This window comes from Microvirga sp. HS2, from assembly GCF_055792805.1.
Genome location: NZ_JBVVAJ010000028.1, coordinates 45,265 through 70,235 on the forward strand (window position 1 = coordinate 45,265; position 24,971 = coordinate 70,235).

The 24,971-nt window shown below is 64.9% G+C and carries 29 protein-coding genes; 15 read left to right on the forward strand and 14 right to left on the reverse strand.

Annotation, left to right across the window (positions count from 1 at the left end; genetic code table 11):
- Positions 1-3 precede the first annotated feature (3 nt).
- The 5 genes from ACS5Q0_RS20450 to ACS5Q0_RS20470 all read right to left on the reverse strand — a co-directional run bounded on the left by ACS5Q0_RS20450 (position 4) and on the right by ACS5Q0_RS20470 (position 3,927).
- A complete protein-coding gene (locus ACS5Q0_RS20450) occupies positions 4-1,224 on the reverse strand; it encodes a cation:proton antiporter (protein WP_473128491.1) in 1,221 nt (406 codons plus the stop codon).
- 62 nt (positions 1,225-1,286) lie between these two features.
- Positions 1,287-1,820, reverse strand: coding sequence for a hypothetical protein (locus tag ACS5Q0_RS20455; protein ID WP_473128492.1), 534 nt, complete (start codon positions 1,818-1,820; stop codon positions 1,287-1,289).
- Positions 1,821-1,969: 149 nt separating this feature from the next.
- A complete protein-coding gene (locus ACS5Q0_RS20460; RefSeq protein WP_473128493.1) occupies positions 1,970-2,725 on the reverse strand; it encodes a hypothetical protein in 756 nt (251 codons plus the stop codon).
- A gap of 19 nt (positions 2,726-2,744) precedes the next feature.
- Positions 2,745-3,263 (reverse strand): hypothetical protein, encoded by a 519-nt coding sequence (locus tag ACS5Q0_RS20465; RefSeq protein WP_473128494.1) that lies wholly within the window; start codon positions 3,261-3,263, stop codon positions 2,745-2,747.
- Positions 3,264-3,345: 82 nt separating this feature from the next.
- Positions 3,346-3,927, reverse strand: a complete 582-nt coding sequence (locus tag ACS5Q0_RS20470; RefSeq protein ID WP_473128495.1) for an HdeD family acid-resistance protein — start codon at positions 3,925-3,927, stop codon at positions 3,346-3,348.
- A 551-nt stretch (positions 3,928-4,478) separates the two neighbouring features.
- Between ACS5Q0_RS20470 and ACS5Q0_RS20475 the strand changes: the two genes are divergently transcribed.
- The 10 genes from ACS5Q0_RS20475 (at position 4,479) to ACS5Q0_RS20520 (ending at position 11,430) form a co-directional block, all read left to right on the forward strand.
- A complete protein-coding gene (locus tag ACS5Q0_RS20475; protein WP_473128496.1) occupies positions 4,479-4,706 on the forward strand; it encodes a hypothetical protein in 228 nt (75 codons plus the stop codon).
- A gap of 245 nt (positions 4,707-4,951) precedes the next feature.
- Positions 4,952-5,713 carry a GntR family transcriptional regulator gene (locus ACS5Q0_RS20480; protein WP_473128497.1) on the forward strand — a complete coding sequence of 254 codons (762 nt, stop codon included), beginning with the start codon at positions 4,952-4,954 and terminating at the stop codon, positions 5,711-5,713.
- A 34-nt stretch (positions 5,714-5,747) separates the two neighbouring features.
- On the forward strand, positions 5,748-6,494 hold the full coding sequence (locus ACS5Q0_RS20485) for an alpha/beta fold hydrolase (protein WP_473128498.1): 747 nt from the start codon (positions 5,748-5,750) through the stop codon (positions 6,492-6,494).
- Between the two features lie 5 nt (positions 6,495-6,499).
- Positions 6,500-6,850: an extradiol ring-cleavage dioxygenase gene (locus ACS5Q0_RS20490; RefSeq protein WP_473128499.1), complete on the forward strand. Its 351-nt coding sequence runs from the start codon at positions 6,500-6,502 to the stop codon at positions 6,848-6,850.
- 2 nt (positions 6,851-6,852) lie between these two features.
- Complete coding sequence (locus tag ACS5Q0_RS20495) at positions 6,853-7,719, forward strand: class III extradiol dioxygenase family protein (RefSeq protein ID WP_473128500.1); 867 nt, start codon at positions 6,853-6,855, stop codon at positions 7,717-7,719.
- Positions 7,720-7,723: 4 nt separating this feature from the next.
- Positions 7,724-7,843 carry a YciI family protein gene (locus tag ACS5Q0_RS20500; RefSeq protein WP_473128501.1) on the forward strand — a complete coding sequence of 40 codons (120 nt, stop codon included), beginning with the start codon at positions 7,724-7,726 and terminating at the stop codon, positions 7,841-7,843.
- 11 nt (positions 7,844-7,854) lie between these two features.
- Complete coding sequence (locus ACS5Q0_RS20505; RefSeq protein ID WP_473128502.1) at positions 7,855-8,040, forward strand: YciI family protein; 186 nt, start codon at positions 7,855-7,857, stop codon at positions 8,038-8,040.
- A 63-nt stretch (positions 8,041-8,103) separates the two neighbouring features.
- Positions 8,104-9,279 (forward strand): ABC transporter substrate-binding protein, encoded by a 1,176-nt coding sequence (locus tag ACS5Q0_RS20510; protein ID WP_473128503.1) that lies wholly within the window; start codon positions 8,104-8,106, stop codon positions 9,277-9,279.
- Between the two features lie 85 nt (positions 9,280-9,364).
- On the forward strand, positions 9,365-10,447 hold the full coding sequence (locus tag ACS5Q0_RS20515) for an aromatic ring-hydroxylating dioxygenase subunit alpha (protein WP_473128504.1): 1,083 nt from the start codon (positions 9,365-9,367) through the stop codon (positions 10,445-10,447).
- An 8-nt stretch (positions 10,448-10,455) separates the two neighbouring features.
- A complete protein-coding gene (locus ACS5Q0_RS20520) occupies positions 10,456-11,430 on the forward strand; it encodes a PDR/VanB family oxidoreductase (RefSeq protein WP_473128505.1) in 975 nt (324 codons plus the stop codon).
- Between the two features lie 9 nt (positions 11,431-11,439).
- Here ACS5Q0_RS20520 and ACS5Q0_RS20525 read toward each other — a convergent pair whose 3' ends face one another.
- Complete coding sequence (locus ACS5Q0_RS20525) at positions 11,440-11,700, reverse strand: hypothetical protein (protein ID WP_473128506.1); 261 nt, start codon at positions 11,698-11,700, stop codon at positions 11,440-11,442.
- A gap of 187 nt (positions 11,701-11,887) precedes the next feature.
- Here ACS5Q0_RS20525 and ACS5Q0_RS20530 point away from each other — a divergent pair, with 187 nt between their 5' ends.
- Entirely contained in the window at positions 11,888-12,748 is an 861-nt protein-coding gene (locus tag ACS5Q0_RS20530) for an EcsC family protein (RefSeq protein WP_473128507.1), read from the forward strand.
- A 10-nt stretch (positions 12,749-12,758) separates the two neighbouring features.
- Here ACS5Q0_RS20530 and ACS5Q0_RS20535 read toward each other — a convergent pair whose 3' ends face one another.
- Positions 12,759-13,718 carry a threonine ammonia-lyase gene (locus ACS5Q0_RS20535; RefSeq protein ID WP_473128508.1) on the reverse strand — a complete coding sequence of 320 codons (960 nt, stop codon included), beginning with the start codon at positions 13,716-13,718 and terminating at the stop codon, positions 12,759-12,761.
- 99 nt (positions 13,719-13,817) lie between these two features.
- On the opposite strand from ACS5Q0_RS20535, the gene ACS5Q0_RS20540 reads away from it, so the two are divergent.
- The 4 genes from ACS5Q0_RS20540 (at position 13,818) to ACS5Q0_RS20555 (ending at position 16,178) form a co-directional block, all read left to right on the forward strand.
- Positions 13,818-14,288, forward strand: coding sequence for an Lrp/AsnC family transcriptional regulator (locus tag ACS5Q0_RS20540; RefSeq protein ID WP_473128509.1), 471 nt, complete (start codon positions 13,818-13,820; stop codon positions 14,286-14,288).
- 141 nt (positions 14,289-14,429) lie between these two features.
- The gene (locus tag ACS5Q0_RS20545; protein ID WP_473128510.1) at positions 14,430-14,612 is read left to right on the forward strand and encodes a hypothetical protein; all 183 of its coding nucleotides are present in this window, start codon (positions 14,430-14,432) and stop codon (positions 14,610-14,612) included.
- On the forward strand, positions 14,609-15,007 hold the full coding sequence (locus ACS5Q0_RS20550; RefSeq protein WP_473128511.1) for a response regulator: 399 nt from the start codon (positions 14,609-14,611) through the stop codon (positions 15,005-15,007). The genes ACS5Q0_RS20545 and ACS5Q0_RS20550 overlap by 4 nt, the downstream gene beginning before the upstream one ends.
- 814 nt (positions 15,008-15,821) lie before the next feature.
- Positions 15,822-16,178 (forward strand): hypothetical protein, encoded by a 357-nt coding sequence (locus ACS5Q0_RS20555; protein ID WP_473128512.1) that lies wholly within the window; start codon positions 15,822-15,824, stop codon positions 16,176-16,178.
- A 231-nt stretch (positions 16,179-16,409) separates the two neighbouring features.
- On the opposite strand, the gene ACS5Q0_RS20560 is transcribed toward ACS5Q0_RS20555, so the two are convergent.
- The 7 genes from ACS5Q0_RS20560 to ACS5Q0_RS20590 all read right to left on the reverse strand — a co-directional run bounded on the left by ACS5Q0_RS20560 (position 16,410) and on the right by ACS5Q0_RS20590 (position 24,681).
- Complete coding sequence (locus ACS5Q0_RS20560) at positions 16,410-17,240, reverse strand: LAPAL motif-containing putative phage structural protein (RefSeq protein WP_473128513.1); 831 nt, start codon at positions 17,238-17,240, stop codon at positions 16,410-16,412.
- A 186-nt stretch (positions 17,241-17,426) separates the two neighbouring features.
- A complete protein-coding gene (locus tag ACS5Q0_RS20565) occupies positions 17,427-18,143 on the reverse strand; it encodes a nucleotidyl transferase AbiEii/AbiGii toxin family protein (protein WP_473128514.1) in 717 nt (238 codons plus the stop codon).
- Entirely contained in the window at positions 18,079-18,417 is a 339-nt protein-coding gene (locus ACS5Q0_RS20570) for a hypothetical protein (RefSeq protein WP_473128515.1), read from the reverse strand. Before ACS5Q0_RS20570 ends, ACS5Q0_RS20565 begins: the two co-directional genes overlap by 65 nt.
- 370 nt (positions 18,418-18,787) lie before the next feature.
- The gene (locus ACS5Q0_RS20575) at positions 18,788-20,638 is read right to left on the reverse strand and encodes a TniQ family protein (RefSeq protein ID WP_473128516.1); all 1,851 of its coding nucleotides are present in this window, start codon (positions 20,636-20,638) and stop codon (positions 18,788-18,790) included.
- Positions 20,635-21,762: an ATP-binding protein gene (locus tag ACS5Q0_RS20580; protein WP_473128517.1), complete on the reverse strand. Its 1,128-nt coding sequence runs from the start codon at positions 21,760-21,762 to the stop codon at positions 20,635-20,637. The genes ACS5Q0_RS20575 and ACS5Q0_RS20580 overlap by 4 nt, the downstream gene beginning before the upstream one ends.
- Before the next feature lie 2 nt (positions 21,763-21,764).
- Positions 21,765-23,945, reverse strand: coding sequence for a transposase (locus tag ACS5Q0_RS20585; RefSeq protein ID WP_473128518.1), 2,181 nt, complete (start codon positions 23,943-23,945; stop codon positions 21,765-21,767).
- A gap of 13 nt (positions 23,946-23,958) precedes the next feature.
- The gene (locus ACS5Q0_RS20590; RefSeq protein ID WP_473128519.1) at positions 23,959-24,681 is read right to left on the reverse strand and encodes a hypothetical protein; all 723 of its coding nucleotides are present in this window, start codon (positions 24,679-24,681) and stop codon (positions 23,959-23,961) included.
- Positions 24,682-24,971 lie beyond the last annotated feature (290 nt).

Consider the following 24,971-nt stretch of genomic DNA (forward strand, 5'->3'; position numbering starts at 1 on the left):
AGGCTATGGGGCAGGGGCCTGCACGGCCCCAATCCGGCGAGCGAACGCGTTGGCCAGCGGGCTCGCGGTCAGGCCATGGGCCAGGATGCTGAGGATCACCGTCCATGCGACCGTTGCCGTGAGGATCTCGCTGTCGGGCAGGTTCGCATCGAGCACGATGATGGCGAATACGATGCTCGCGAGCCCCCGGGGGCCGAACCATCCCAGGAAGAGCTTGCCGCCGGCTCCCTGAGCCGCGCCGGTCAGGGCCACCCAGACCGGCACCATCCGAACGACCGTGAGGCTCAGAACGGCGTAGACCGCGACCTCCCAGGTCAGCCGGCCGAGTGCCTGGCCAATGACCGCCGCTCCAAAGAGCACCCATGTGAGGAGGCCGAACAGATCACCGGCTCCTTCGGCCGCACGAAGGAGTTCGTGCTTCTGCTCCTGGCGCCGGGCCATCCCGCCGGCCACGATTCCTCCGGTAAAGCAGGCGATGAAGCCGCTCCCGCCCAGGGCCTGGGCGGCCGCGAAGGTGGCGAATGCCAGCGCGACCGCGGGGAGCTGCCGCCACGTCGTGGACAGCCAGCCTTGCCTGGCGGACAGCCGAAGCGCCCAGACCCCAGCCGCTGCGAGGCCTGCGCCGACGGCGAGTCCGATCCCGATCTCTTTCGCAAAGTGGTGGAGCACCAGCGTCCACGATCCCGCACCGCTGACGGGTTCGGCGGCGAGCGCCAGCAACACCAGGAGAATCGGCACGCAGATGCCGTCGTTCAGGCCACTCTCCACGTTGAGGCCCTCGCGAATGGGAGCGGGAACGGAGGGGTTGACGACGACCGCCTTGCCGAGCGCTGCGTCGGTGGGCGCCAGCATGGTCGCGAGCAGCGCGCTCTCGATCAGTCCAAACGCAGGGAAGAGCAGGGTGGCTGCGGCGGTGCCCAGCAGGATCGTCAGCGGCAGACCGATCAGCAGGAGGCGCTCCGGGATCGTGTAACTGAGCCTGAGAACCTTCAAATCGGCGTTGGCGGCATCCGTGAACAGGACCAGTGCCAGCGTGAGCTCGGCCAGGGTCCGAAGGTTCTGTGCATGAACATCGAGCGTGAGCCAGTTCAGGCCCGCCGGACCGACGACAAGTCCGAAGGCGGTGAACACCAGCGCCCCTGCGACGGGCGTGCGCTCGAGCCGCCCCGCGATGAGGGCGTACACGAACGCGAAGGCAAAGAGGATGGCCATATCCTGATACATGGTCGACCTTTTCCACTCAGAGGCTGACAGTCCTTGCACGGCTGCTCCATGGCACCCTGAGCTCAGGCCTCGTCCATGATCCTCAACCGCACTCGCTTGACGAACAGGAGACGGTGGAGTTCCGGCTCGCCGACCACCGCGGAGAGTTCCCGGAAGCCGAAGAAGGGAAGCAAGGCAAAGAACAGGAGCAATGTCGTCGTGAAAATGCCGAACGGGGTGCCGCCGCCGACATCGGACAGGCTCTCAGCAAGAGACTTGCCGCGCAAGTATCCTACGGCGAGGCCTTCGAGAATCTCACACGACGCCAGCAGAACAGAATAGACCGCCGCCTTGAAGACCATCGCGTAGATCAGCGGCTCCCGCTCGTAGCGCTCTCCGATCTTCAATTCCCCCGCCACGAACAGGATCTTTGCCAGCACGAGCGCATTCACGACCGCAAAGCTCTGCCGATACGAGATGCCGCTTTCGGCCAGGACGAGTGACTTGTGCAGGGACGAGATGGCGAGCAGGCCCCAGAAATAAAGAAAGATGACGCCGAAACGCTTGAGGCCGGAGACGGCTTTGTCTCTGCGGGTGAGAGGCGCTGTATCGGACATCGGGCCTCACCTTCGTTCGGAACGCGCACCTGAAAACCGGTCTCCCCATCGCCGGGCCGGGCGAATGCGTGGATCCGGCAAGCAGGGAATGGGCCGGAGACCTCGCCTCCGGCCCACCCGCCGCGCCGCTACCGTTGGTCAACGTGCGGTCAGGCCGCTTCGCGTTTCTCGCGCAGGAGGTGGGCGAGAAGCATGCGGCGCACACGTCGGCGGCGCAGGATCTGGCTGCCGATCAGGAGGCGCATCAGCCGGCGTTCGTCGCCGCCTTCCTCGCCTTCGTCCTCTTCACCAAAATCCTCTTCCTCGGAGCGTCTCTCGTGCAGGAGTTTGGCAAGGAGCACGCGGCGGATGCGACGGCGCCGCAGGATTCCGCTGCCAATCAGAAGCCGCAGGACCCGACGTTCCCTGTCGCCGCCTTCCTCGCCGAACTCATCCTCCTCGCCGACATCCTCGTCCTCGTCTTCGCCGCGTCCCTCGCGCATCAGATGGGCGAGGAGAACGCGACGCATGCGACGACGCCGCAACAGGCGGCTGGCGACCAGAAGGCGTAGGATGCGACGCTCCTCGTCGCTGCCTTCCTCACCTTCCTCGCCTTCACCCTCTTCACCGAAGTCCTCGTCCTCGCCACGCCTCTCGCGCAGCAGATGAGCAAGGAGCAGGCGACGCATGCGCCGGCGCCGCAGCGCGCGGGCGGCGAGCGGAAGGCGCAGGATGCGGGCTTCGTCGCCGCCTTCCTCGCCTTCGTCCTCACCGACGTCTTCTTCGCCGAAATCCTCGTCCTCGTCCTCTCCGCGTCCCTCGTGCAGGAGGTGGGCGAGCAACAGGCGGCGCATACGCTGACGCTTCAGCGTACGGCTGCCGATCAAGACGCGGGCAAGGTCGTCATCACGAGCGCTTAAAGCCATGATAGTCTCCTCTGTTTCATCAGGTTGCTTTGGGGGCGGCTCGATCCGGCTCGGGCTTCTTCGGCGGGCCTCCCTCGGGGCCCTTGGAGCGGGACTTGAGGCTGTGATGGATCAATGTTTCCACGATGGCGCGGTCCAGCACGTCACGCCGCATCAGAAGACGCGCGGCCCGGCTTTCCGCGATCAAGGGCTTCAGCAGGATGCGGCGGAGATCGGCCTCCTCCTTGGCCTCCTTGGCTTCGCCAGGCTCGTCCTCGCCGCCCAGCACGCAGGCGATCCCGGCCTCGAAGGCCTGCTCAAGAAGCTCCTCCAGCCCACCCCGGCCGTTGTCCTTGGCCAAGGTGGCCTTCTCGTCCTTGGAGAGCTCGTGGCGCGCACCGGCGGCGTCGATGCCTTCGATCTGAATGATCTCGCCGGTATTTGCATCCAGCGTCACGGCGAAACGGTCCGGTCGCGGGGCCTGCTCCGATGTGGAGGCAGGCGCGCCGTGCTTGCGGCCCTTTCGTGGCGATCCGGCGGATTTGTCGATGTGGTCCATATTGGAGTTCCTCCTGCGAATTCCCCCACTACCCCTAGCCCCGGGAGCGCCACGCTCCGACATGGTCTTCGAGGTCTTCGTGTCAGCTGCGACGCCTCAGGGCCAAGCCCATGCTGATCCAGCCGATCCCGGCGAAGACGAGGTCGATGCCGAGGAAGATGCCGAGCACGAACAGACTCGAAACCGGCCATTGGGCGAGGATCATGCCGCCCACGAGCAGGGTGATGACGCCCGACAGCGCGACCCAGACCCAGGGTGCGCCCTCCGTCATCTGCGTGGCCAGGAAGATGCGCAGGCCGCCTGAGACGATCAGGGCCACGCCGAGCATCAGCGTCAGGACGGCGGCGGCTAGGAGCGGGTTTCGGAAGGTCACGATGCCCGCGACGACATAGAGCGCACCGAGCAGGGCCCAGAGAAAGAACTTGCCCCAGGTCTTGACGCCGAAGGCGTTGATGATCTCGGCGATCCCGCTGATCAGCATCATGACGCCGACGACCGCGACCGACGCGACAGTCGCCGTCACGACGCTGCCGAGGGCGACGAGACCGGCGATCAGGAAGATCACGCCGAGCGCGACGATCCAGCCCCATTTGACACGCAGGGGCTCAAGCTCTTGATCCACACGCCCTGGAACCGGCGTGCCGACATTGGCGGTGTTTGACATGGGAAAACGTCCTCGAAAACGGTCTCTCGAATGGAGCCAACTGGCAGGGTCCGGTGGCGGCACCCGTCGCGGATCCTCTGCTCGACCAAGCGCTCGATCTCGTCTTCGGCAACCGCACCATTGACGAGAAGCCGTTCCGCGGCTCGGCCGAGGCCTCGTTCAACTGGCGCGGAGACGGGATTTCGGTCTCTCAGGAGGCAGTTTACCGACTGGCTTCGTGTTGCGACCGAGCCGGCCCCGCTCAAGCGGGATACCGAACGCCATCGCGCCGAAAGCAACCTTCAATACCGCATCCTCGACAGCCGAACGCCATAGCCCTTTCTGCTGTAGTCCAGGGACGATAAAGCCATGTGCGGGCAGGACCTGCTTGACCAATGAGGACAATGTCTGAACCTCTTGAGACGCCATCGGCCCAAATTATGCGGCAAAAGTGCTCGGTGCCGTGGGATCCCTCGGCAGAGTGCGCCGATCTCTGACGCGGAAACGGCGGCGATCGGACGAAACGGCTATGCTCAAGAACCGTCGCCGATCCGGCGCGGGCTGTCTTCCCATTGGATGAAGACCTCAAGGATCACACCGACAGCGACATGCACCATCCAGAACTCTTCGGTGGCGGCATTGCTGCGGGCTCCGCCGGGAAATCTGGCGCGATGCGCCAAGTCCCCGACGCGCCGCCCGGTAATGGCAAATGGGTGCCTGCTGACCCTGGTCTCTCTTTGGATCCCAAAAATAGGCGCGGGATGAAATCACGCAATCCGAAAGCAAACAATCCGTTGTGAAACCTACGACTAAAGTCGCGCGGCGATCAGCTTTGGGATCCCAAATTGCGATGTTAGGATCCCGATTGGAACGGGAGAGAAGGATTCCTCCCTGGCCGGAAACGGACAGGCCGGCGAGACGATTGAGCTGCCGTCACGCCTCATGGCCAGGGCATCGCGCATTCGGCCGAAGAGTTTGGACGATCAGCCCGGACGCAATCGGGATGTCGACGCCACATCGAAGACGCCACACGGGATTATCAGCAATGAAGCAGCAAACCCTCGTGATGCTCAAAATCCGCGAAATGATCCTTCAGGGTGAGCTGAAGCCCGGAGAGCGCGTGCCCGAAGCGATGGTCGCGGAGCGTCTCGGAATTTCGCGCACCCCAGTCCGGCAGGCCCTTCCGGCGCTGGCTCAGGAGGGGCTGCTGGTCGCAGGGGGAGCCCGCGGATACGTTGTCCGAGGCTTCACGGCGCAGGAGATCCTCGATGCGATCGAAGTCCGCGCTGCTCTCGAGGGGATCGCGGCCCGGTCCATCGCCGAGAGGGGCCCCACGCGGGCCTTGCTGCGGGCCTTCCGCACGTGCTTGGACGAAGGAGATGCCATCTTCGAAAAGCGTCGTCTGACGGAGGACGACGCGCTTCTGTACGGCCGCATGAATGGGATGTTCCACGCCCTCATCCTCGAAGGAGCCGGGAAGGCCATCGTGTCGGATCTCGCCGCCCGGTGTCAGTTGGTGCCGTTTACATCCCCGTCGGCGATCGCCTTCGACAAGTCCGAACTCGGCAAAATGTTCGAGGTTCTGTTCTACGCCCACCGCCAGCACCACACGATCGTCGACGCGATCGAGCAGAGAGACCCCTGGCGCGTCGATTTCCTCCTGAGAGAGCACGTCAATTCGCAAAAACAGAGCATGAACCTGCCCGAATGGCGTCTGTCCGCTGGTTCCCGGTTTGCCGATCCGGTCGCTCCCGAGGAGGCGCAGCCATCGCAAACGGCGATCGCGAAGCTCGTTTCCAATTATTAGCAGCCCGACAACAGAAGGCCCACGGCGCATCATCATGAGTGAGAGACCCAAGATCGTTTTGCTGCCGGGCCTTCTCTGCGACGCATGGATCTGGAGCGCGCAGGTTGGGGCCTTGCAGTCGCATGCGGACGTGTTCGTCGCGGATTTCTCGCAGCATGATTCCATCGAAGGGATGGCTCGCTCCGCCCTGGCGCTGACGAAGGGGCCCGTCACCATCATCGGCCATTCCATGGGCGCACGGGTCGCCATGGAGATGGTTCGTCTCGCGCCTGAACGCATCGAGAGGCTGGGTCTGATTGACACGGGAATCCACCCCCGTCGCGAGGGGGAGGAGGTGAACCGGCAGGTTCTGGTCGACCTGGCCTTCGCGGAGGGAATGGAGGCTCTGGCGGAGCGCTGGCTGCCGCCGATGGTTCACGAGGCGCGTGTCGGCGACAGGGCCCTGATGGACCCGTTGAGGGACATGGTCTTGCGCGCCACGCCCGAGCAGCACCGCCGCCAGATCCAGGCGCTTCTGAACCGCGCGGATGCACGGACCCATCTTGCCGCGATCACCTGTCCGACCCTGGTCATGGTGGGGCGTCAGGATCGCTGGAGCCCGCCCGCGCAGCACGAGGAAATCGCGGCCCTGATCCCGAATGCCGAACTCGTCGTCATCGAGAACAGCGGCCACATGACTCTGGTCGAGCAGCCCGAGCAGGTGTCCTGCGCGCTCCTGCGCTGGCTCGGATTCAAGAACACGATGGCAGGCGCGGAAGACGCTCTGCACGGAGGAGGGTGAAAGCCATGGCGGACAAACCTCACGAGGATCGCATTCCGGACACTCCGCTGTTCGACCGCAGGCGGTCTCTCGGCGGGTACCGGATCAACAAGATGGCGATGGGGCTGAGCAGGCCCGAGAACCGCGAGGCCTTCCGGCGGGACGAGGGCGCCTATCTCGACCGTTTCGGTCTGTCGCCTGCGGAGAAGGAGGCCGTCATGACCCGCAACTGGCGCGAGATGGTGCGGCTCGGCGGCAATCTGTTCTTCATCCTGAAGATCTCCGCCGTCGACCCGGTCCGCATCACCGAGATCGGCGCTCATCAGGCCGGCATGGAGCACGACGACTTCCTGCGCAACCGTTTGGGGAAGAGATAGCAATGGCAAGGCTCATCGGCGGTCTGGGGACATCGCACGTCCCTTCGATTGGCGCGGCGCTCGACAAGGGCCTGCGGGATACGCCCGACTGGAAGCCGTTCTTCGACGGCTACATTCCGGGGCAAGAATGGGTGCGAGAGCACCGGCCCGACGTGGCGGTCGTGATCTTCAACGATCACGGCAATTCCTTCTTCCTCGACAAGGTGCCGACTTTCGCCGTCGGATGCGCCGAGGAATACCATCCCGTCGACGAAGGATGGGGACCGCGCGCCATCCCGCCCTTCAAGGGTGCCGTCGATTTCTCCTGGCACCTGATCGACACCCTGGTCGAGAACCGCTTCGATCCGATGATCTGCCAGGAGATCGAGGTCGATCACGGCATCCAGGTTCCGATGGAGCTGTTCTGGGGACGGCCGGCCGAGTGGCCGGTGCGTGTTGTGCCGATCTTCGTGAACGTGATCCAATATCCGATTCCGCTCCCGAGCCGCTGCCATGACATGGGCCGCGTCCTGCGGCGGGCGATCGAGAGCTATCCCACCGACGAGCGCTTCGTCATTCTCGGCACCGGAGGCCTGTCGCACCAGCTTCAGGGCGCACGGGCGGGTTTCGTCAATCCGGAGGCCGATCGGGCCTTCCTGAACGATATCGCCACGGATCCCGACAAGCTCGCGGCCATGTCGCGCGAGCAATATGTGGAGATGTTCGGCAGCGAGGGCGCGGAACTGATGATGTGGCTGGTGATGCGCGGCGCCATGGATCGGGACGTGGTCGTCCGCCACAAGCACTATTTCGTGCCCGCCTCGATGACCGGCGCGGGGATGATCGTCATGGAGAACGCGGCGACGGCCGCTCCGGCGGAGGCGGCGTGACGTCATGTACTGGCTCATGATCTGCCGCCACAAGCCGGGCATGACCGAACTGCGCGAGCAGCATCGCGAGGCTCACCGCCAGCATGTCGCAACAGGCGGGGGAGAGGGCTCGCCAGGGTGCTGATCGGAAGCGCCTTGACCGAGGACGACGCCGAGACGCCGCTCGGGAACTTCGGGATCCTGGAGGCGGCCTCGCGTGAGGCCGCTCAGGCCTTCGCGGAGAACGACCCGTTTGCGCTCGCCGGGCTCGTCGAATCCATCGAGATCACGGCCCTGGCATCGCGCTTCCAGGCCCATCGGATCGATCCCATGACACGGTAGGGATCGCCAACAGGAAGCCGGGCCGCTCAAGAGCCCGGGTCCAATAATCACCAGGAGGAACACATGAAGAGACGGACAATTCTCAAAGCGGGAGCGGCGGCGCTGGCGCTTTCGCTCGGCCCGACGCTGGCCTCGGCCCAGGAGGTGGTGAAGGTGGGTCTCATCCTGCCGATGACCGGACCCTTCGCCTCAACCGGTCGGCAGATCGAGGCCGCCGCCAAACTCGACATGCAGCAGAACGGCGATACGGTCGCCAGCAAGAAGATCCAGCTCATCGTCAAGGACGACACCGGCGTCGCCGACGTCACCAAGCGCCTGGCGCAGGAGCTGATCGTCAACGAGAAGATCACCGTCATGGCGGGCTTCGGCCTCACGCCGCTGGCTTTGGCAGCCGCGCCGCTCGCCACCCAGGCGAAGGTGCCGGAAGTGGTGATGGCGGCCGCCACGTCGATCATTCCCGAGCAGTCACCATATGTTGTCCGCACCAGCTTCACGGCGGCGCAGGTGACCGTTCCTCTCGCCGAATGGGCCTCGAAGGAAGGCATCAAGAAGGTCGTTACCCTGGTCTCCGATTACGGTCCGGGCATCGATGTGGAGAAGGCGTTCACCGAGACCTTCACGAAGGCGGGCGGACAGGAGGAGAACCTGCGGGTGCCGCTGGCGAACCCCGACTTCTCGCCCTTCCTGCAGAAGGTGGCCGACGCGAAGCCCGATGCGCTCTTGGCCTTCGTGCCTTCCGGCGTCGGCGCGCAGTTCATGAAGCAATATGTCGAGCGCGGCCTCGACAAGAGCGGCATCCGCTTCCTCGCGGAGGGCAGCGTTACGGATGACGATCTGCTCAACAGCATCGGGGACGTGGCCGTGGGCGCGGTGACGTCGCATCACTATTCCGCGGCGCATGACAGCCCCGAGAACAAGGCCTTCGTCGAGGCGTTCAAGAAGGCCAATAACGGCATGCGGCCGAACTTCATGGCAGTGGGCGGCTACGACGGCATGCACCTGATCTACGAAGGCCTGAAGAAGACCAACGGCGCCGGTGGCGAGGCGCTGATGACCGCCATGAAGGGGATGAGCTGGACCAGCCCGCGCGGCCCGGTCAGCATCGACCCGCAGACCCGCGACATCGTCCAGAACGTCTATGTGCGCAAGGTCGAGCGGGTGAACGGCGAACTCTACAATGCCGAGTTCGCCACGATCCCGAACGTCAAGGACCCGGTCAAGGCCGCCAAGTCCAACTGATCGCTCCAAGGTATGGAAGCGCCGCCCCGGCGGCGCGTCCTGTGACCCTCGCTCTCGGAATGCGTGGTCCTCAGGGAGGAAACCAATGACTGACGCCCCAATCTTCCCGTTGAATGCCTGGTATGCTGCGGCCTGGAGCCATGAAATCAAGCATGAGCTGGCGCCCCGGACCGTCTGCAACAAGGACATGGTGCTCTACCGCCGCTCGGACGGTCGGGTCGCCGTCCTGGAGGATGCCTGCTGGCACCGGCTGCTCCCGTTGTCCATGGGGCACCTCAGAGGAGATGAGGTGGTGTGCGGCTATCACGGACTCGTCTTCAACGCCGCCGGGCGCTGCACCTACATGCCCGCGCAGAAGACCATCAACCCGTCGGCCTGCGTGCGCGCATATCCGGCCGTCGAGCGGCACCGCCTCGTCTGGGTCTGGCCCGGCGATCCCGCCCTTGCCGATCCCGCCCTGATTCCCGATTTCCACTGGAACGACGGCACCGACTGGGTCGGGGAGGGGGGAACCTTCTACAGCCTGAAATGCGATTACCGCCTGGTGATCGACAACCTCATGGACCTCACTCACGAGACCTATGTCCATGCGGGCAGCATTGGGGACGAGGCGATCACCAGCGCACCCTTCGACGTCACGCACACGGACCGCACGGCCACCGTGACTCGCTGGATGATCGACATCGAGCCGCCGCCCTTCTGGGCCAAGCAGCTCGACCGGCCCGGCGAGCATGTGGACCGCTGGCAGGTCATCTACTTCCAGGCGCCGTCCACCATCGTGGGCGATGTGGGCGTTGCGGTGACCGGAACCGGCGCGCCGCAGGGAGACCGCTCGCAGGGCGTGAACGGCGCGTTCCTGGCCGCCATCACGCCGGAGACCGACACGACCTGCCACTATTTCTGGAACTTCGTCAGAACCTTCCGGAAGGACGACGAGCAGCTCACGCGGGACATCAACAAGGCCCACGTCAACGAGGGCAAAGGCGTCTACGACCAGGATCACGTGGTGCTCGAGGCACAGCAGAAAGCCATCGACCGCAACCCGAGGCTGCCCTTCTACAATCTCAACATCGATGCCGGAGCATTGTGGGCCCGCAAGCTGATCGACCGGATGCTCGTGGCCGAACATGCGCAGCCGGCGCACGTGCCGGGCGAAGCCGCGGAGTAGGGTCTGTCATGGCCGAGACAATCGAATGGCGCAGCGCGACGCTGCGCGCCGTGAGAGAGGTTTCACCCGACATCCGGCTCTTCGAGATCGAGCCGTCGGGGGAGTTCGTCGCGCCTTCGCCGGGCAGCCACATCAACGTGGCGGTGCAGATCGGCGCGCGGCCCGACACCCGCTCCTATTCGATCGTCGGTCCCTGCGCGGACGGCATCTACCGCATCGCCGTCAAGCTCTTGGGCGACAGCCGTGGCGGCTCCGCCTACATGTGGAGCCTGTCGCCGGGAGCCAATCTCACGATCTCGACGCCCGGCAACCACTTTCCTCTCGGCCGCGGACGTCCCGAATACCTCCTGGTCGCGGGCGGCATCGGGATCACGCCCATCTTCACGATGGCGCTGGCCCTGGCGGCGGCCGGAGCCCGTTTCCGCCTGCTCTATGCCTGCCGCCGACGGCAGGATCTCGCCTTCGCCGACGAACTCCGGGAGCGGATCGGCAATCGCCTGGAGCTGTTCCTCGACGAGGAGGGAAGGCGGGTGGATCTCGATGCGGAGATCGCCCGCTTGGCACCCGAGGGCGAGCTCTATGTCTGCGGGCCCATCGGCATGCTGGAGGCGGCCAAGCGCGCCTGGCAGCAGAGCGGACGGCCGGTCGACCGCCTGCGGTTCGAAACCTTCGGCAACAGCGGCCGCTTCGCCTCGCAGCCTTTCAATGTGAAGATCCCTCGGTTGGGCCTGGAGATCACCGTCCCGCAGAACCAGACCATGCTGGACGCTCTGGAGGCCGCCGGCGTCGCGATGATCTCCGACTGCCGGCGCGGGGAATGCGGATTATGCGCGCTCTCCATTCTGGAGGTGGACGGAATCGTCGACCACAGGGACGTGTTCTTCAGCAACGAAGAGAAGTCCGAAGACAGGAAGCTCTGCACTTGCGTCTCGCGCGTGGCCGGGGCCAGCATCACCATCGACACCGCCGACAGGCCCGCGTGACGCGGACATTCATGAAGCGGATCGGGATTCTTGGCTGCCTCGGCCGCCTGCATGCGGCCCGCGAGGGTCTGACGCGAAGCCGAGACGTCCGCGGACGTAGCCGAACGACAGGGCGGAGGCGAGGCGTTCGATCCGCTGCTCCTGAATGAGCTGCTCGACGAGAAGGGCTTTGACGGCTGTCCTCGGATCGCCGCCGCAGGCTTCGATCACGGCTGCGACATCCGCCTCCAGATCCTCCGCTTCGTAGGTCGCCTGTTTCTGCTCGGCCATCGCTATCTCCTTTGGGAAGCCGGGATGCTACTGATTCAGGCAGCGACTTGCTACACCAATGTTCCCGTTTTGTTCATGGCCTGTGGAATGCGTGGAAATCCTCTCCGGCGCTGCCCCGGAGCTTTTGGAGAGCCGAAGAGAGGCGGTTGGACTGTTGAAGACGGCCCCGGCTTCCCAGATAGATGTCATGAGCCAGGAACTACACCGTCAGCGTCCGGTTTCGACATCCACCGGCCGCAGCACCGCGCCGGAGATCGCGCTTTCCGAGGAAGACCGCGAGGCGTTGCGGCGGGCCGTCCTCGCGCTCGAGGGGCCGAGCTACGTGGCCCGCCTGTCGTCTTTGGCTAGACGGCTGATCGAGCTGCTCGGCCAGGCGCTTCCCGCGACGGTCTCCGGCATGATCTCCCAGGCGACGCAGGCGGCACTGACCCGCGCCCTGCGCTATGCCCTGAAGACGATCCCGAAGGAGAGCCGGGAACCCGAGACCCGCATCCACAAGGCGCTCGCGGTGCTGTCCGGAGCCATGGGGGGCGCGCTCGGCGTCTCGGCGGTTCTGGCCGAACTTCCGATCTCGACGACGATCATGCTCCGCTCCATCGCCCGAATCGCTGGGAGCGAGGGCGAGGACCTGGAGGATCCCGAGACAGCGCTGGCCTGCCTGCAGGTCTTCGCGCTCGGCGGACATACTGGATCGGACAACCTGCACGAGGCCGGATACTTCGCGGTGCGGGCCGCGATGGCGAGGTCCGTCACCCGCGCCGTGCAGCAGGTGGCGGGGCGGGGCGTCGTCGACGAGAGCACCTCGGCCATCGTGCGCCTGCTGGCCCAGATCGGCTCCCGTTTCGGGGTAGTCGTCTCGCAGAAGGTCGCCGCCCAGGCCGTGCCGGTGCTGGGCGCCATCGGGGGCGCTGCCGTCAACGCCGCCTTCATCGACCATTTTCAGATGCTGGCCCGCGGGCACTTCACCGTGCGTCGGCTTGAGCGGATCTACGGCAAGGGAACGGTGCGCCGGGCCTATGACCAGATCCGTGAGACCGCCAGGGTCTGAGCCCGATGCGCTAGGCGGGCAGCCACGCCGCGATCTGCTGCGGCGTCAGGTTCGCGCCGCACAGGATCGTGATCACGCGCGAGCCCGCATAGGCGCTCCGGCGCGTCAGCAGCCCGGCGAGCCCTGCGGCTCCCGCCGGCTCGACCACGCGGCCGAGATGCCGCCGGACGAGCCGCATGGCCTCCAGGATGGCCTCGTCGCTCACGAGCATCACCTCGTCGACGGTGCTCGCCATGGAATCGACCGCGAAGGGCACGGGAACCCGCACGGCGATGCCGTCCGCGATCGTGTCGACGGTCGGCGTCTCCAATGGGCGGCCCGATGCGAAGGAATGCGCCATGCAGGGCGCTCCCTCGGCCGCCACGGCGACGATCCGGGTCCCAGGCGACCGGTGCTTGAGCCAGCATCCCATCCCCGTGACGAGGGCTCCGTTGCCGAGTGGGATGAACACGGCGTCGAGATCCGGCTGCGCCTCGGCGATCTCCAGGGCGATCGTGCCCGCGCCCTCGGCGATGGCGGGCTCTGCGCCGTCCTCGACGAAGCGGAAGCCCCGCTGCGCGGCGAAGGCGCGCGCCTCGGCCTTGGCGGCATCGAGATCCTGCCCATGAAGCACGACCTCGGCCCCGAGGCGGCGCATGGACTCGACCTTGAGCGGGCTCGCCGTCTCGGCCGCAAACACGACGACCCGCTGCCCGGCCCGGACGGCCGCATAGGCGAGGCCCTGGCCGAAATTGCCGGCCGAGGCCGCGACCAGGGTGCCGCCGTCGCCCCCTTCGCGCGCGACGAACAGGCTGGTGCCGCGGCCCTTGAAGGAGCGGATCGGGTTTTCGGTCTCGTCCTTCAGCCACAGGGACATCCCGAGCTGCCGGTCGAGATCCGGCGATGTCCGCAGGGCGGAGGCGAGGAAGACGGGGTCGATCAGGGTCCTGGCCTCGGCAATCCGGGCAGGTGACAGGGATGGATTGGTCATGCGACAACCTTAGCCGATTCCGACGCGGCCCAGTATCGACCCGAGGGCCGTTGCCGCTTTTATCACGCACTTTCAGTCCGTTCCTCGCAGGATTCCCGCATGGCCGATCTCGATGAACTCGACCTCCGCATCCTCGACCTGATCCAGGACAATGCCGAAATGCCCGGAGAGGCCATCGCCGGGGAGGTGGGGCTGTCGGCCTCCGCCGTGCAGCGGCGGATCGCGCGCCTGAAACGGGAGGGCGTCATCGAGAAGGTCGTGGCCTTGGTCGAGCCGCGCTCGGTCGGTCGGGCCGTGACGGTGCTGGTGGAGGTGGAGATCGACAACGAGCGCCGCAGCGCCCTCGATGCGTTCCAGCGCTGGGTCGTCGACGCCCCGGAGGTCCAGTCCTGCTGGTATGTCACGGGCGATGCGGATTACGCGCTGCTCGTCTCCACGCGCGACCTCGACGGCTACAATGCCTTCATCGAGCGGCTGATGACCGAGCAGCCGGTGGTGCGCAAGTACAAGAGCCTGATCGCCCTCAAGACGGTCAAGCGCGGCCTGAAGGTGGCGACCGGCGCGGATTGACGATCCGCACCTCATGGTTGCAGTTTTTGCCGCCACGCTGAAACCAGCCAGCGAGTCAGCGATTCCCTCCTTAACATAGGTTAGTCCGGTCGGCTCCGCTCCGATGCGAGGAGCCGCAGACAGCAATCAAGGAGAACGCTGATGCCCCACGATGCTTCGGGCGACGTGCGTCTGCCCCGTGTCGACCAACTCCATCCGGTCGTCTCGACCGCCGTGATCGGCCGCACGCTCGCAGAGGTTTACAAGACCGTGATCGACGAGCCCTTGCCCCCACGGCTGATGGCCATCCTGCAGCGGATGGAAGGCTCCGGGAGGCTGCGATGACGGTTCAACAGCCCGAGCCGCACATCGCCCTGATCGTCGAGGACGATCCGGACGTCCGGGAGCTCGCCGCCGCCCTGCTGGAGGAGACGGAGCTCGACGTGGTGGAGGTCGAGAGCGCGGAAGCCGCCCTGGATTATCTGCAGGCGCATGGCGGCGATGTCGCGATGATCTTCGCCGACATCCGCCTGGCCGGGCCGATGGACGGCGTCCAGCTCGCCAAGGCGGCGTGCACGCTCTGGCCGACCATCCGGATCGTGCTGACCTCGGGTGTCGCGGGCGACCGGCTGGGCGAGCTGCCGGACTGCGTCACCTTCATGCCGAAGCCCTGGCGCGGCTTGGATGTGCTGGTCGAGGCGGAGAAGGCCGTGCACGAGCCGCAGCCGCCCGTGACCTGACGAACCGACGGGTTCGGCCGCAGCCGCGTGTCCCAGCCCTTGCGGTTTGTTTTTCAATCCCCATATGAGGTTGACCCCAGCGGACATCGTATGTGGACTTCGACAAGCGGCGGGCGTCACCGCCCGTGTCGATGCGGCCGCGCCAGGACGGATGTACTCCGGCCCGGCCTGTTCCTGTGCCTGCCTGACGATGCAGGCGCCCGTCTGGTACCCCATCAGCCCAGGCCCGTAGCTGGCGCGGCAGGAGATGCGAAGGCATCCCGCCCGTTCGCCCCGGAGCCTGGGCTTTTCCGTTTCAAGGAGAATCCCGTTTCAGGGATATGGGAACCGGCTTTCCCCTTCGTCATCCCCGGCCTCTCCGTCGTCATCCCCGGGCTCGTCCCGGGGATCCACGTCTTCGGAAGCGTCGAGCTATCAAGACGTGGATGCCGCGACGAGCGCGGGCATGACGAGTGAGGGCTCAGGCTCGACCTTCTCCCCTTCATCACCGGCACAAGGCCGGCCATGACGAGAGAGGGCGGGGCCATGGCGGTGGAGGGGACGGCGTACCTGCCGCTCTCCCATTGACCCGTCACCCCGCAACCGTGTTATCTCGTCACCGGAGCCGGACGCATTCGGCTCTGGGGCGTGAGAACCCCTTACGCAGCGGCAAGCATCAGCCGCTAACGATGCCTTCCCAGCTATGGCCGGGGAGGCGCTGTCGCATGTCCAGGGCGCAAGCCTAAAGGACAGCGCGGTCGTCTGCGTACGGCTTCTCAACTCCCCGACCACCAGGGCTCCTGGTGGTCACTTACCTAAGGGGAGTTTTTTAGCGATGGACCAGCCTTACAGCGTCGTGGCCGAGCCTTATAGTGTCGTCGCCGATTGGTTGTCGAAATTCCACACGTGGCCCGAACTCATTCAGGCGCTCTGGCTCGTCGCCATCCCCGCCACGGCGCTCGGCATCACCTGGATCGCCATGCGGGCCTTACGCGACGTCATCGGCTTGATCCGCCGCGAGCGCCACTGGCGCGGCCACCTCATCTACGGCGTCTACCAGGACCCCCAAGGCCGCTGGATGATCTACTGGCACAACCGCCAACCGCAGGAAGTCGACTGGACCAACCCGCCCCCGGAACTGACCGGGCGAGGGGAGGTGATCCGTGGGGTGTTCAGGAGGCCGGAGGAGTGAGACCGTTCGGTGCGCTCCTCGTCATGCCCGGACTTGATCCGGGCATCCACGTCTTCAGGAACCGCCGCGCGTCAAAGACGTGGATGGCCGGGATCGGCCCGGCCATGATGAAGAGGTTCAGGTGTTGGGGAGTGGGGGAGCTTGTGATGCACTCTTTAGGTGAGATGCTTTTAGTTGTCGTCACAGGCGCTGGGAGTGCGCAGGGCCATGACGTTAGTTGTCTTTGGTGGGTTAAACTTTAGCTATAACCTGTTCTATTATGTGATCAGTCTTGATTTTGCGCCCATTCCGCTCTTGTCGGGATTTTAATTTCACTCGATATACGTCGCCATTCCGAAAGGTCTCTTCTCCTTTTTGGACCTGCTTTTTAAAATCTTCATCATTCATGCGAGCAGTGATCGTAGACGATCCATAGCGAAAGCGCCAAAGGCCGTCTCCCTCCAAAACTGGCGATTTTACTGTTAGGAGTACCTCCCCTGATGTCACAAGGGGCTTGTCATCTAGGGTGACACGTTTGAAGGTTTGGGCGTCCGCTGCCGAGTATGAGCCTAGCTCTCGATGGTCTTCCTTAATTACGAGGCTTTCTGCCTTCTGTCTAAATGGGGCGGCAATTTTGTGAGCTGAGCTTCCTACGTCTAGTGCATTGAACGCGTTAAAGACACTGCCATTGATTACGATGATTTGCCCGTTATTGTTTTCAATATGAACTGCGTTCCCATTTTTAACTTTTTGAACGCTTTTGGGTGGCTCGCCTCTTAGATGCTTTTGAATGTCGAGCCATGCCTTAATCATTTCCCCTACGGTTTTAACCCCATCAAAGATCTGAACGGCTAAAGGAAAAGCTGCTTGAGCAGTAGCGAATGTTTCGACAACTGTGTCTAGATGAAGTGAGTTCGACCTAACAGATTTGATGCGAAAACTGACTTCAGTGTCCTGCCCTTTTAGAAGATGGGCGGCGTCTTTAACGAGACGATTGAAGCCATCGATTGTTTGCCGAAGTTCTGTAGCTTCGATCCCAGACTTGAGGGATTCACCCTCATACTCGAACGACAACTGACTCAATTTCGCGCCCAGAGATATGCCCCGCCAACATATGTTGGCGAGGGCATTTTGTTGTATCAATTTGGCGTTGTAAATGGGCTCAGCTGCACCCAGTCGTGCTGCCGCACGTATCGCACTGCAAGCCCGCCCCATACCGCACCAGCGTGAATTTCGCGCACTCAGGGCGCGCTTCTTCCACGTCGCCCTTCATTGTGGCCTCGGCGCGCTTGTCGGAATGGTCTCGAGGATATCGCGGATCCGGGTGTAGCTCTTCGCCGCGACGTCTTGCCAGTTCGACCTGATGTCGAGCTGGTCCAGGTAGCTCTCGAAGAACGGCTTCTTGATCCTGTCGATGGCAGCGAGAATCGCGTCCCGGGAGCTTGAGACCTCGCCGAGACGGCTTCTCAGGAGATCGGGATGGAGCCGGTCCACGACGCAGATGTCGAAGGCGTCGCGGACGATCATCTGACTGCCGCGATAGTGGAGCTTCTTGAGGGCGATCTCGACGGGGTGCTCGATGGTGATCCAGTGCTCGGGGATTCCGTCGGCGGCCGGGATGCGCCGCCTCTCGCTCGGCACGTCCGTAATGGTCGCGGCGACGATGAAGTCAATCTCGCCTTCCGGGTAGCGCAGCTTCAGGTGATGGGCGGCCTCGTCATAGGCCTCGCAGTTCCAGACCTGCTCTCCGCCCATGCGCGGGGAAAGGATCGGGAGGTACTGCGCGTCGTCGATGAAGGCGTCGATATCCCGGCTGAGACGGTGATCGGCCCAAATCATGAGGGCGGTCCCGCCGCCTAGCACCCAATCGGGCGCGGGCTGGCCGTGCTGCTTCAGGGCCTCGAGCCCCCGGACTGTCCGGTCAAGCAGGCTGTGCCAGTGGGACAAACGAGCTCTCCAGGGCCTTGCTCTCGACCCCGGTGTCACGCTTCACGATCCTGTAGGCACTGACTAGCCGGACGTCGGAAATGCCGTGCCCATGGGCGAAGGACAGGACGAGCGCCGGTTCGACCTCCCGGAAGAACGTGGCCACATGAACGATCCACGGCGCGACATCGCCCGTTTTCAGGCAGGTTTCCAGCGTCTTGGCGTCAATCGCCCGCTTGAAAGGGGCGTTCACCGTTCCAAGCACAAGGCTGTCCACCTGGGCAGGAGCCTGTCCGGGGGGAGCATCAGAAACCTTATGATAGAACGTGGCCATGGCGAAAATATAAGACAGGTCTTCCGAGGAATCCAGTTCGCTCCCTTTGAACAACAGGCGGGAGCGCCCAAGGTTCAACGAAAGAAGCCCGCCAGATCGCTGGCGGGCTCTTGTCGTCAATCAAACTGTAGACGCCCCCAAAGGATGCCGCACACCTGCTCCGGAATGCCCAGAAAATAAGGATTTCTGAATCAGGAATGCCTCAACTAATGGCAGTTGCAAGCCATCAGGATGCCTCACCAGACAACGCATCAGTTCGCCTCAACGTGAGGCACGCTTTGTCTCGACATGAAAAAAGCCCCGGCTGTGCCGGGGCTCGCGGAGCTATGAACGCGGGCTGCTCGAGGTCAGGTCATTCCTCGGAGGACGTCTACGAACCGACGCTCATGCACGCGTTCCGTTCGTAAAAAGCGGCATGCACTACGTCCGGGGCAAACGCCGGATTGATGCCGGCGGACGCCAGCATTGCCTTGAGCTTCAAAAAGTGGATGCCTCTCTCATCCGCAGCGACATGCAATGATACGAACCGGGACATGAAGTGCTCTAGATCACTTCCAGCGACAACCTGCCGGGGACAGCGGTTGCCGGGGTTAATCTCGACCTGCGAGGGCAGGTGTCCATAATCAATCAGTGCCTTCACCACCCGGGTAGCGGTTCCGAGCTTTTGTTCGACCTCCCGTAGGGAGAGGCCGCCGCTTGCCTGTCCCCGCACGAAAGGCTTCACCTCCTCGGGATCGACGAGCACCGACAGGTATCCCGCGACATCGGGCCGGCGCCGGACGCGGGCCAGCTTTCGGTCCAGGATCAGCCGCACGATCTCCATCGCAGAGCAGCACGCCCTCTTGGCCGCCGTCGGAATCGGCAGGAGCCTGTCGTCCCCGGCGCCTGCCTCGGACGCGTTGGCAAGCAGCCGCCCGAGGAACTTGTCGAGATCGCACCGCGAGAAGGCGTGGTCCTTGAGGGTCTCGGTGCCGCCGCGGACGAATGGCTCGATGAAGCCCGCCTCGAACAGCAGTCGCTCGTGCGGGCGCGGAGCATTGAGGTACTCGCCCGCCTGCTTGAGGGACATCGTCTCCGACACGCGATCGAGGAAGCCTTGCGCCTTCACGGCATCGAACGTGATGCGCTCGTCGGACAGGGTCAAGGCTGCCCCCGAAACGTGACCGGCAGCGTGAAGGAGCTTGCGCAGCCGCTTGGGATGCGCGCCCGTCTCGAGAGAGGCAGAGCGCACGGAGTGCAGGCGGCGCACTGTCACCTCGCTGCCGAATACATCGTCGCCCGGCCCGACCGGCATCGTCTCGATGACGTGCCGCCGGATGATGTCGCGCAGCGGCTCGTACGCCGCGTCCTCGGACTCGTGCGCAAGCCACTCGTACAGGCGGCCGAACACCAGGCGCGGACCCCAGTCGCCCTTGGTCGATGCGAAGCGATCCTGGAGCGTGGAAAGGAAGGAGCGGATGCCGCCCTCGCCGGTCGACGCGACTTCGAACCCGGCCGCCCCGGCCTCGTGCCACTCAGCGTCGGAGAGACGGTCCGTCCGGAAGCGGATGCCGTGTGTCGCGACGGCACCGATCACCTCGCAGACCTTCGCCGCGGCGTGGAATGGCAGCGCGGAGAGAAGGCCCGTATTGCCCGCCTCACGACCCTCGAAACGGGCCAGCAGGTGCCGCTCGAACGCCGAGGCGGGTCGCTGCGGGGCCGCGTCCGCGATCTGCCCGATCCTCGGGATGGCAGGCTGGACCAGGGCGGCGAAGTCATGCACGCGCTGCGGATGGTCGTCCTCGGCGACGGCAACGAGGCCGACCTCATGAATCGCGCAGGTGCGTATCGGCTCGATCAGCCAGATGGTCCGGCCGTAGGGGCGCACGTCCAAGGGTTCGGGTCCTTGCTCGAGATCGGCCTGGATGCAGTGCGGGCACACCCGCAGCGCCTTGCGGCTCAAGGTGTCGCGCATGAGCGCCTGATGGCGGACGGTGAAGCGATGTCCTCCGGCCTTCACGACGGCTCCCGCCGCGAGCAGGCCGAGGTCGGCGCGCGTGCAATGGGCGAGTGCCTCCAGGGCAGCGCCATCCCCATCAACGATGGGTTGGAAGGAGAGACCCCGGTCGAGGCAGAACTCTCGGGCCGTACGCCGCAGCAGGAGGGCGTTGCGCGAGCAGAGGCTCTGCGGGGTCTCGTTGGGGCGAAGGCGGACGGTCAGGGAGGGGTGCAGCGGGGTCACGGGTTTCTCCTGTCGCGGGGTTGGGTCTTACGGGAGGGCTTGCCTTTCCGGCTCTTCCTGGGCTTGTCGTCCTCGTCGTCTTCCTGCGGCTCCTCCCGCACGAGACCTTCCTGGGGGCGGATGAGCCACCAGTCGCCCTGGGCCGTGAACACGTTCGCCTCCGGCTGGCACCCGGTCCTGGCCTTGTAGGCCTCGGCGAAGTGCGTGACGTTGAGGGTGCCCGTCTCCTTCCGGAGCGACTCCCGGATCGCGTCCTGGATGATCTCGATCACGATCCCAAACCGGCCGAGCGCCGCGTGCAGGAGCCGCGCGATGAACGGATCGTCGGTCACCCCATCGAGCGTCAGCTTGGCCTTGCCATTGCCGTAGTCGGTCAGGAGGCGACGGACGAACTCGGCGTCGCCCTCGAGGGTCAGGTCGCCGAACACCACGTGCCGGGAGCGCCGCCAGACCTGCTCGTCCTGCGCGAAGAACCGCCCGATCTCCGGCAGGCCCGAGAGGATGAGCCACACGGGCCAGTCCTTGTTCTGCATCAGGCGCTTCAGGGTGTCCTGCACCTTGCCGATCTCGACCGGGTTCCGGCTCTGGAGCACGTGCTGGAGCTCGTCGATGTGCAGGAAGCGCACGCCGCGCAGCGCCAGGTGGCGATGGACCATGTCCCAGACGACGTTCTCGTCGAGCCTGCGCTCCACCGGGCTGCCGATCGCCGCGAGGATTTCGTTGCCGAGAAGGCGCAGCGTGCATGGCGACGGGGTCGTCACGGAAACCAGGACGCAGTCTGAGTCTGGGTCGCCGTAACCGGCGAACTCCTCGCGCCTGTGGAAGTGGCGCTCCAGTGTCCTGGTCTTGCCCGCACCGGACTGTCCCGTGACCGTCAGGGAGCGTCCCTCCCGCAGCCGCCCGACCTGCCGGCCGCTGCCGGAGGAGGCGGCCTCCTGCGTGAGCAGGAAGCTGTCGATGAGACCGTCCAGTTCGACCTCGAGGGCCGTGTCCCGCGGCGTGGTGATGTAGGCGGAGAGGACGCCCGCCATCACGTCCCCGCCGCTTGAGCGCCGCTCGGACTGGAGCCGGCGCATCCGGCTGACGGGATCCTCGCCGTCGTGGTTCGTCGTGATCGTGTCCATGCTCAGTCCTCCATGCCGTACTCGTCTTCGTCGTTTCGCGCGGTGCCGTCCGGTGCCTCGGATGCGGTGGCCACGACTTCACCGGATGGGGACGCGTGATCCACGGCCGCCGGGGTGACCGCGTCCTCCATCACGACATCGACCGGTTCGAACACGGCAGGGCCGTCCGCCGGGCCCCGGTCGAACGAGAAGGTGCGGAACACGCCGCGCTCCAGGCGGTCGACATCCGCCGAGGCGATGATCGGGGAGGCGATGCCGGCGCGTTGCGTGGCCGAGGCAGAGAAGGCCTTGATGTCGGCCAGGGCCTCGAGGACGACCTCCTCGGAGAGGCGCGCCATGTCAGCATGCTCGCGGCGCAGCGCGCGCTCGGCCGCGACCCAGTGCTCAAGTGCAACGCCGTCTAAGCCCGACTTCGAGCAGGGAACGGTCAGCCAGCCGTCCTTCGTGCGAACCGACACGTAGCCGAGGTCACCCTCGTCGATGCGCACGAGCACGGGCTTCTGCTGCGCGGTCCGGCGCAGGCGCTGAAGTTCCTCAGACTGGTAGTGGAGGCCCAGCACCCGCACGCCTGAGCTGGTGATCCGGCGTTCGACCGTGACGCCGAAGATGTGGCGGCACACGTCCGGATCCGGGGGCGGCAGCACCGGGTGGAGGCGGGTGGTGCGGATCCAGCAGTTGCGCGGCGTCTCGCCGCCCAAGCCATCGTGCCCGGTGTTGTGGTAGACGTCGACGATCCAGCGCACGATCACCCGGCCGAGCTCGTCCGCGTCGATGACCGCATTGGCCTCGGAATCGTAGTCGCCCTTGGCGACCACGTTCTCGAAGCTGCGGCCGTCAAACAGGGCCACGAGCTGTTCGTGGATGGCGCGGAAGAAGCGCTCGATGCGGGCGCGGTTCTGCGGGGTTCCGGCCGGCGGGAACAGCATCTCGCTGCCCATGTCGGTCACGGCCGCCCGGGTCTCGTAGGCGGTGTAGGCCTTGTCGTTGTCCGTCGCGAGGGTCTCCATGGTGCCGCACTGGTCCCACGGGGTCACGCATCCGGCCGCCTCGGCGAAGCGGGCCTTGTCCATCACGGCCATCGCGATCGTGGACACGGCGGCGGTGGACGTGTTGCTTTCGATGATGCGGGCGGCCAGGACACAGCGCGTGTAGCAATCGATGGCGACCGAAAGCAGCAACCGCCGACGCCCGACCTCGGCCCTGACCTCGGGGGAGAGCTTGGCCCAAACGCCCGCGTCCTCGAGAATCACCTGGAGGGAAATCGTCCAAGCGTCCATCTCCACCCGCTCGAGCGGCCGGGATACGTCGAGGCCGCCGCGGACGATGAAGAACTTCTTGCGGGCCGCCGCCTCTCCCTCACGGCCGGCGCAGACCATGAACGGGTCGAGGCCCGCGATCACGCGCTCGAACGCCGCCCGGCTCGGCTTCTTCAGAAGGCGCTCGCCCGTCTTGCGGCGCTCGATGTTCTTCTTCCGGACGGCCTCGGTCAGGTCGAAATAGAGCGACGCCTTCGTGGGCTTGAGGCGACTGGCGTAGCCCTGAGCGATCTCCCGCATCAGCATGCGCTCCTCGACTTCGAGCTTCGGCATACGGTTGCCGCTGCGGCCATAGCCGTCGCGCAGGGCCATGGCATCGAAGCAGCACGCCTCGTACTTGCGCAGCGACTTGCGGAGTGCCGTCGGGCTCGGCGGACGCTTCACGATGACGTCGTCGCTGCCGCAACGTCCCTGCTCGATCGCCTTCTGGAGGATGCCTGCCGTGTAGTCCTTGATCCAGGGCTTCATGGACGCATCCGAGCGGCTGACCTTGCGGGCTTCCTCGTCCCGAAGGAAGGCGTCGCAAATGTCCTTGCGCTCAAGGAGCCTCTCGCGACGCGCGGGCGGAAGCTCGGTGATGAGCCGCTCCGGACCCTCGAGCCGGATCGCGGCCGCGGAGGAGCGGTGATAATTGCGGATGATGTTCATCCGCTCTTTGAGCAGTTCCGCGAACTCTTCGTGCGTGAAGGACTCGCACAGGTTCGGGTTGTCGGCCCGGCGGAAGACATGGCCCTGGTCGTCGCTGGATACCGCGACCAGTTCGAGCACACTGTCGATGACGTAGCGGGCGTGCGGCTCGAGGGCGTAGCGCGGAACCGCCGTGGCGGGGAGGGGCTTCCGGGTTTCGGGAAGCGGCGAATTCGTCATAGTAGATCTCCTTTTAGTGGGTGGGCTTGCGGGCGGGACGCACGTGGCTTGCGGGCGAGATACGGCTGGACCCGACGTGCTCGAGCACGCCGTCGCCGATGAGGGCGACCACGGCCATGAAGCCATGGCCATCGTTGCGGGTGGCTGCCATCAGGTCAGCGATCCTCACGGTGCCGCGCAGGGTCGATGCGACTGCGCCGACCTCGGTGATGGTGGCTTCGTCACGCATGCGGCGGGACTTGTGGATCAGGCGGGCATCCGCTGCGCGATCACGGGTGATGTGATCGCCGGTGCGAACCGCAAAGTGGTCAGCGAATGACGGTGAGCGTTGAGCACGGATAAAGGTCAAGGTTTCCGCAATGCCGCTCGACACCAGCTTCGTCGCCAGCTTCACCGCGATCGCCGTACTGGTGCCATCGGTACGATGCGCAACAAAGTCGAACGTATGCTCCCTAACGACGCCGTCGCTATCGATGTAGCTCACGGCCTCCGGCTGATCATGGACATCCTCAACGGAGGGATCGGCGAGGAGGATATAGGCTAAGTCGCGCTCCAGCGTGCTTTCGTAGACAATCTCCCGGTGGGTGGCCGGGTTAACGAGCGATCCCCTAACGGAGCTGGTCGATTTGAGAGCGGGCCTGCGGCTTGCTCTTGAAGCATACGGCTGGATCCAAACCTTCTCTCGGCTGTCTTGGGCCGCAGCTTGTTCTATGGCTCGGGTGTTGTTGGCGTTCATGTCACTTCCTTAGACATGGCTGCCCGTTCGCGCTCTGCAGCAGAGGCGTTGGGCATGCGTGAATCCAATTTGCTCAGGTCAAGGCACAGCTTGACCAACGCCGCTCAGAGAGTGGCAGCCAATTGGGCGATGTGGGTGGGGAGTGGGATGCGCTTTATAAAATAGAGGGGACTATCAGGAATTTCGTGTGGGGCCTTACGATGATCATGAGGGAGACATCGCATGGCACGCCGCAAGGACCCCCGGATACCCGACCATCTGCTCGATCAGTTGCTGGCCGGGGCTGACGC

Excerpts from the sequence above, each read along its gene's own strand:
- ACS5Q0_RS20550 (WP_473128511.1), top strand. The coding sequence starts at position 14,609 with ATGACGGTTCAACAGCCCGAGCCGCACATCGCCCTGATCGTCGAGGAC.
- ACS5Q0_RS20520 (WP_473128505.1), top strand. The coding sequence starts at position 10,456 with ATGGCCGAGACAATCGAATGGCGCAGCGCGACGCTGCGCGCCGTGAGA.
- ACS5Q0_RS20465 (WP_473128494.1), bottom strand. The coding sequence starts at position 3,263 with ATGGACCACATCGACAAATCCGCCGGATCGCCACGAAAGGGCCGCAAG.
- ACS5Q0_RS20485 (WP_473128498.1), top strand. The coding sequence starts at position 5,748 with ATGAGTGAGAGACCCAAGATCGTTTTGCTGCCGGGCCTTCTCTGCGAC.
- ACS5Q0_RS20585 (WP_473128518.1), bottom strand. The coding sequence starts at position 23,945 with ATGACGAATTCGCCGCTTCCCGAAACCCGGAAGCCCCTCCCCGCCACG.
- ACS5Q0_RS20515 (WP_473128504.1), top strand. The coding sequence starts at position 9,365 with ATGACTGACGCCCCAATCTTCCCGTTGAATGCCTGGTATGCTGCGGCC.
- ACS5Q0_RS20590 (WP_473128519.1), bottom strand. The coding sequence starts at position 24,681 with ATGAACGCCAACAACACCCGAGCCATAGAACAAGCTGCGGCCCAAGAC.
- ACS5Q0_RS20500 (WP_473128501.1), top strand. The coding sequence starts at position 7,724 with ATGTACTGGCTCATGATCTGCCGCCACAAGCCGGGCATGACCGAACTG.
- ACS5Q0_RS20480 (WP_473128497.1), top strand. The coding sequence starts at position 4,952 with ATGAAGCAGCAAACCCTCGTGATGCTCAAAATCCGCGAAATGATCCTT.
- ACS5Q0_RS20450 (WP_473128491.1), bottom strand. The coding sequence starts at position 1,224 with ATGTATCAGGATATGGCCATCCTCTTTGCCTTCGCGTTCGTGTACGCC.
- ACS5Q0_RS20530 (WP_473128507.1), top strand. The coding sequence starts at position 11,888 with ATGAGCCAGGAACTACACCGTCAGCGTCCGGTTTCGACATCCACCGGC.
- ACS5Q0_RS20495 (WP_473128500.1), top strand. The coding sequence starts at position 6,853 with ATGGCAAGGCTCATCGGCGGTCTGGGGACATCGCACGTCCCTTCGATT.
- ACS5Q0_RS20455 (WP_473128492.1), bottom strand. The coding sequence starts at position 1,820 with ATGTCCGATACAGCGCCTCTCACCCGCAGAGACAAAGCCGTCTCCGGC.
- ACS5Q0_RS20460 (WP_473128493.1), bottom strand. The coding sequence starts at position 2,725 with ATGGCTTTAAGCGCTCGTGATGACGACCTTGCCCGCGTCTTGATCGGC.
- ACS5Q0_RS20580 (WP_473128517.1), bottom strand. The coding sequence starts at position 21,762 with ATGGACACGATCACGACGAACCACGACGGCGAGGATCCCGTCAGCCGG.
- ACS5Q0_RS20535 (WP_473128508.1), bottom strand. The coding sequence starts at position 13,718 with ATGACCAATCCATCCCTGTCACCTGCCCGGATTGCCGAGGCCAGGACC.
- ACS5Q0_RS20570 (WP_473128515.1), bottom strand. The coding sequence starts at position 18,417 with ATGGCCACGTTCTATCATAAGGTTTCTGATGCTCCCCCCGGACAGGCT.
- ACS5Q0_RS20540 (WP_473128509.1), top strand. The coding sequence starts at position 13,818 with ATGGCCGATCTCGATGAACTCGACCTCCGCATCCTCGACCTGATCCAG.
- ACS5Q0_RS20470 (WP_473128495.1), bottom strand. The coding sequence starts at position 3,927 with ATGTCAAACACCGCCAATGTCGGCACGCCGGTTCCAGGGCGTGTGGAT.
- ACS5Q0_RS20525 (WP_473128506.1), bottom strand. The coding sequence starts at position 11,700 with ATGGCCGAGCAGAAACAGGCGACCTACGAAGCGGAGGATCTGGAGGCG.
- ACS5Q0_RS20555 (WP_473128512.1), top strand. The coding sequence starts at position 15,822 with ATGGACCAGCCTTACAGCGTCGTGGCCGAGCCTTATAGTGTCGTCGCC.
- ACS5Q0_RS20490 (WP_473128499.1), top strand. The coding sequence starts at position 6,500 with ATGGCGGACAAACCTCACGAGGATCGCATTCCGGACACTCCGCTGTTC.
- ACS5Q0_RS20510 (WP_473128503.1), top strand. The coding sequence starts at position 8,104 with ATGAAGAGACGGACAATTCTCAAAGCGGGAGCGGCGGCGCTGGCGCTT.
- ACS5Q0_RS20545 (WP_473128510.1), top strand. The coding sequence starts at position 14,430 with ATGCCCCACGATGCTTCGGGCGACGTGCGTCTGCCCCGTGTCGACCAA.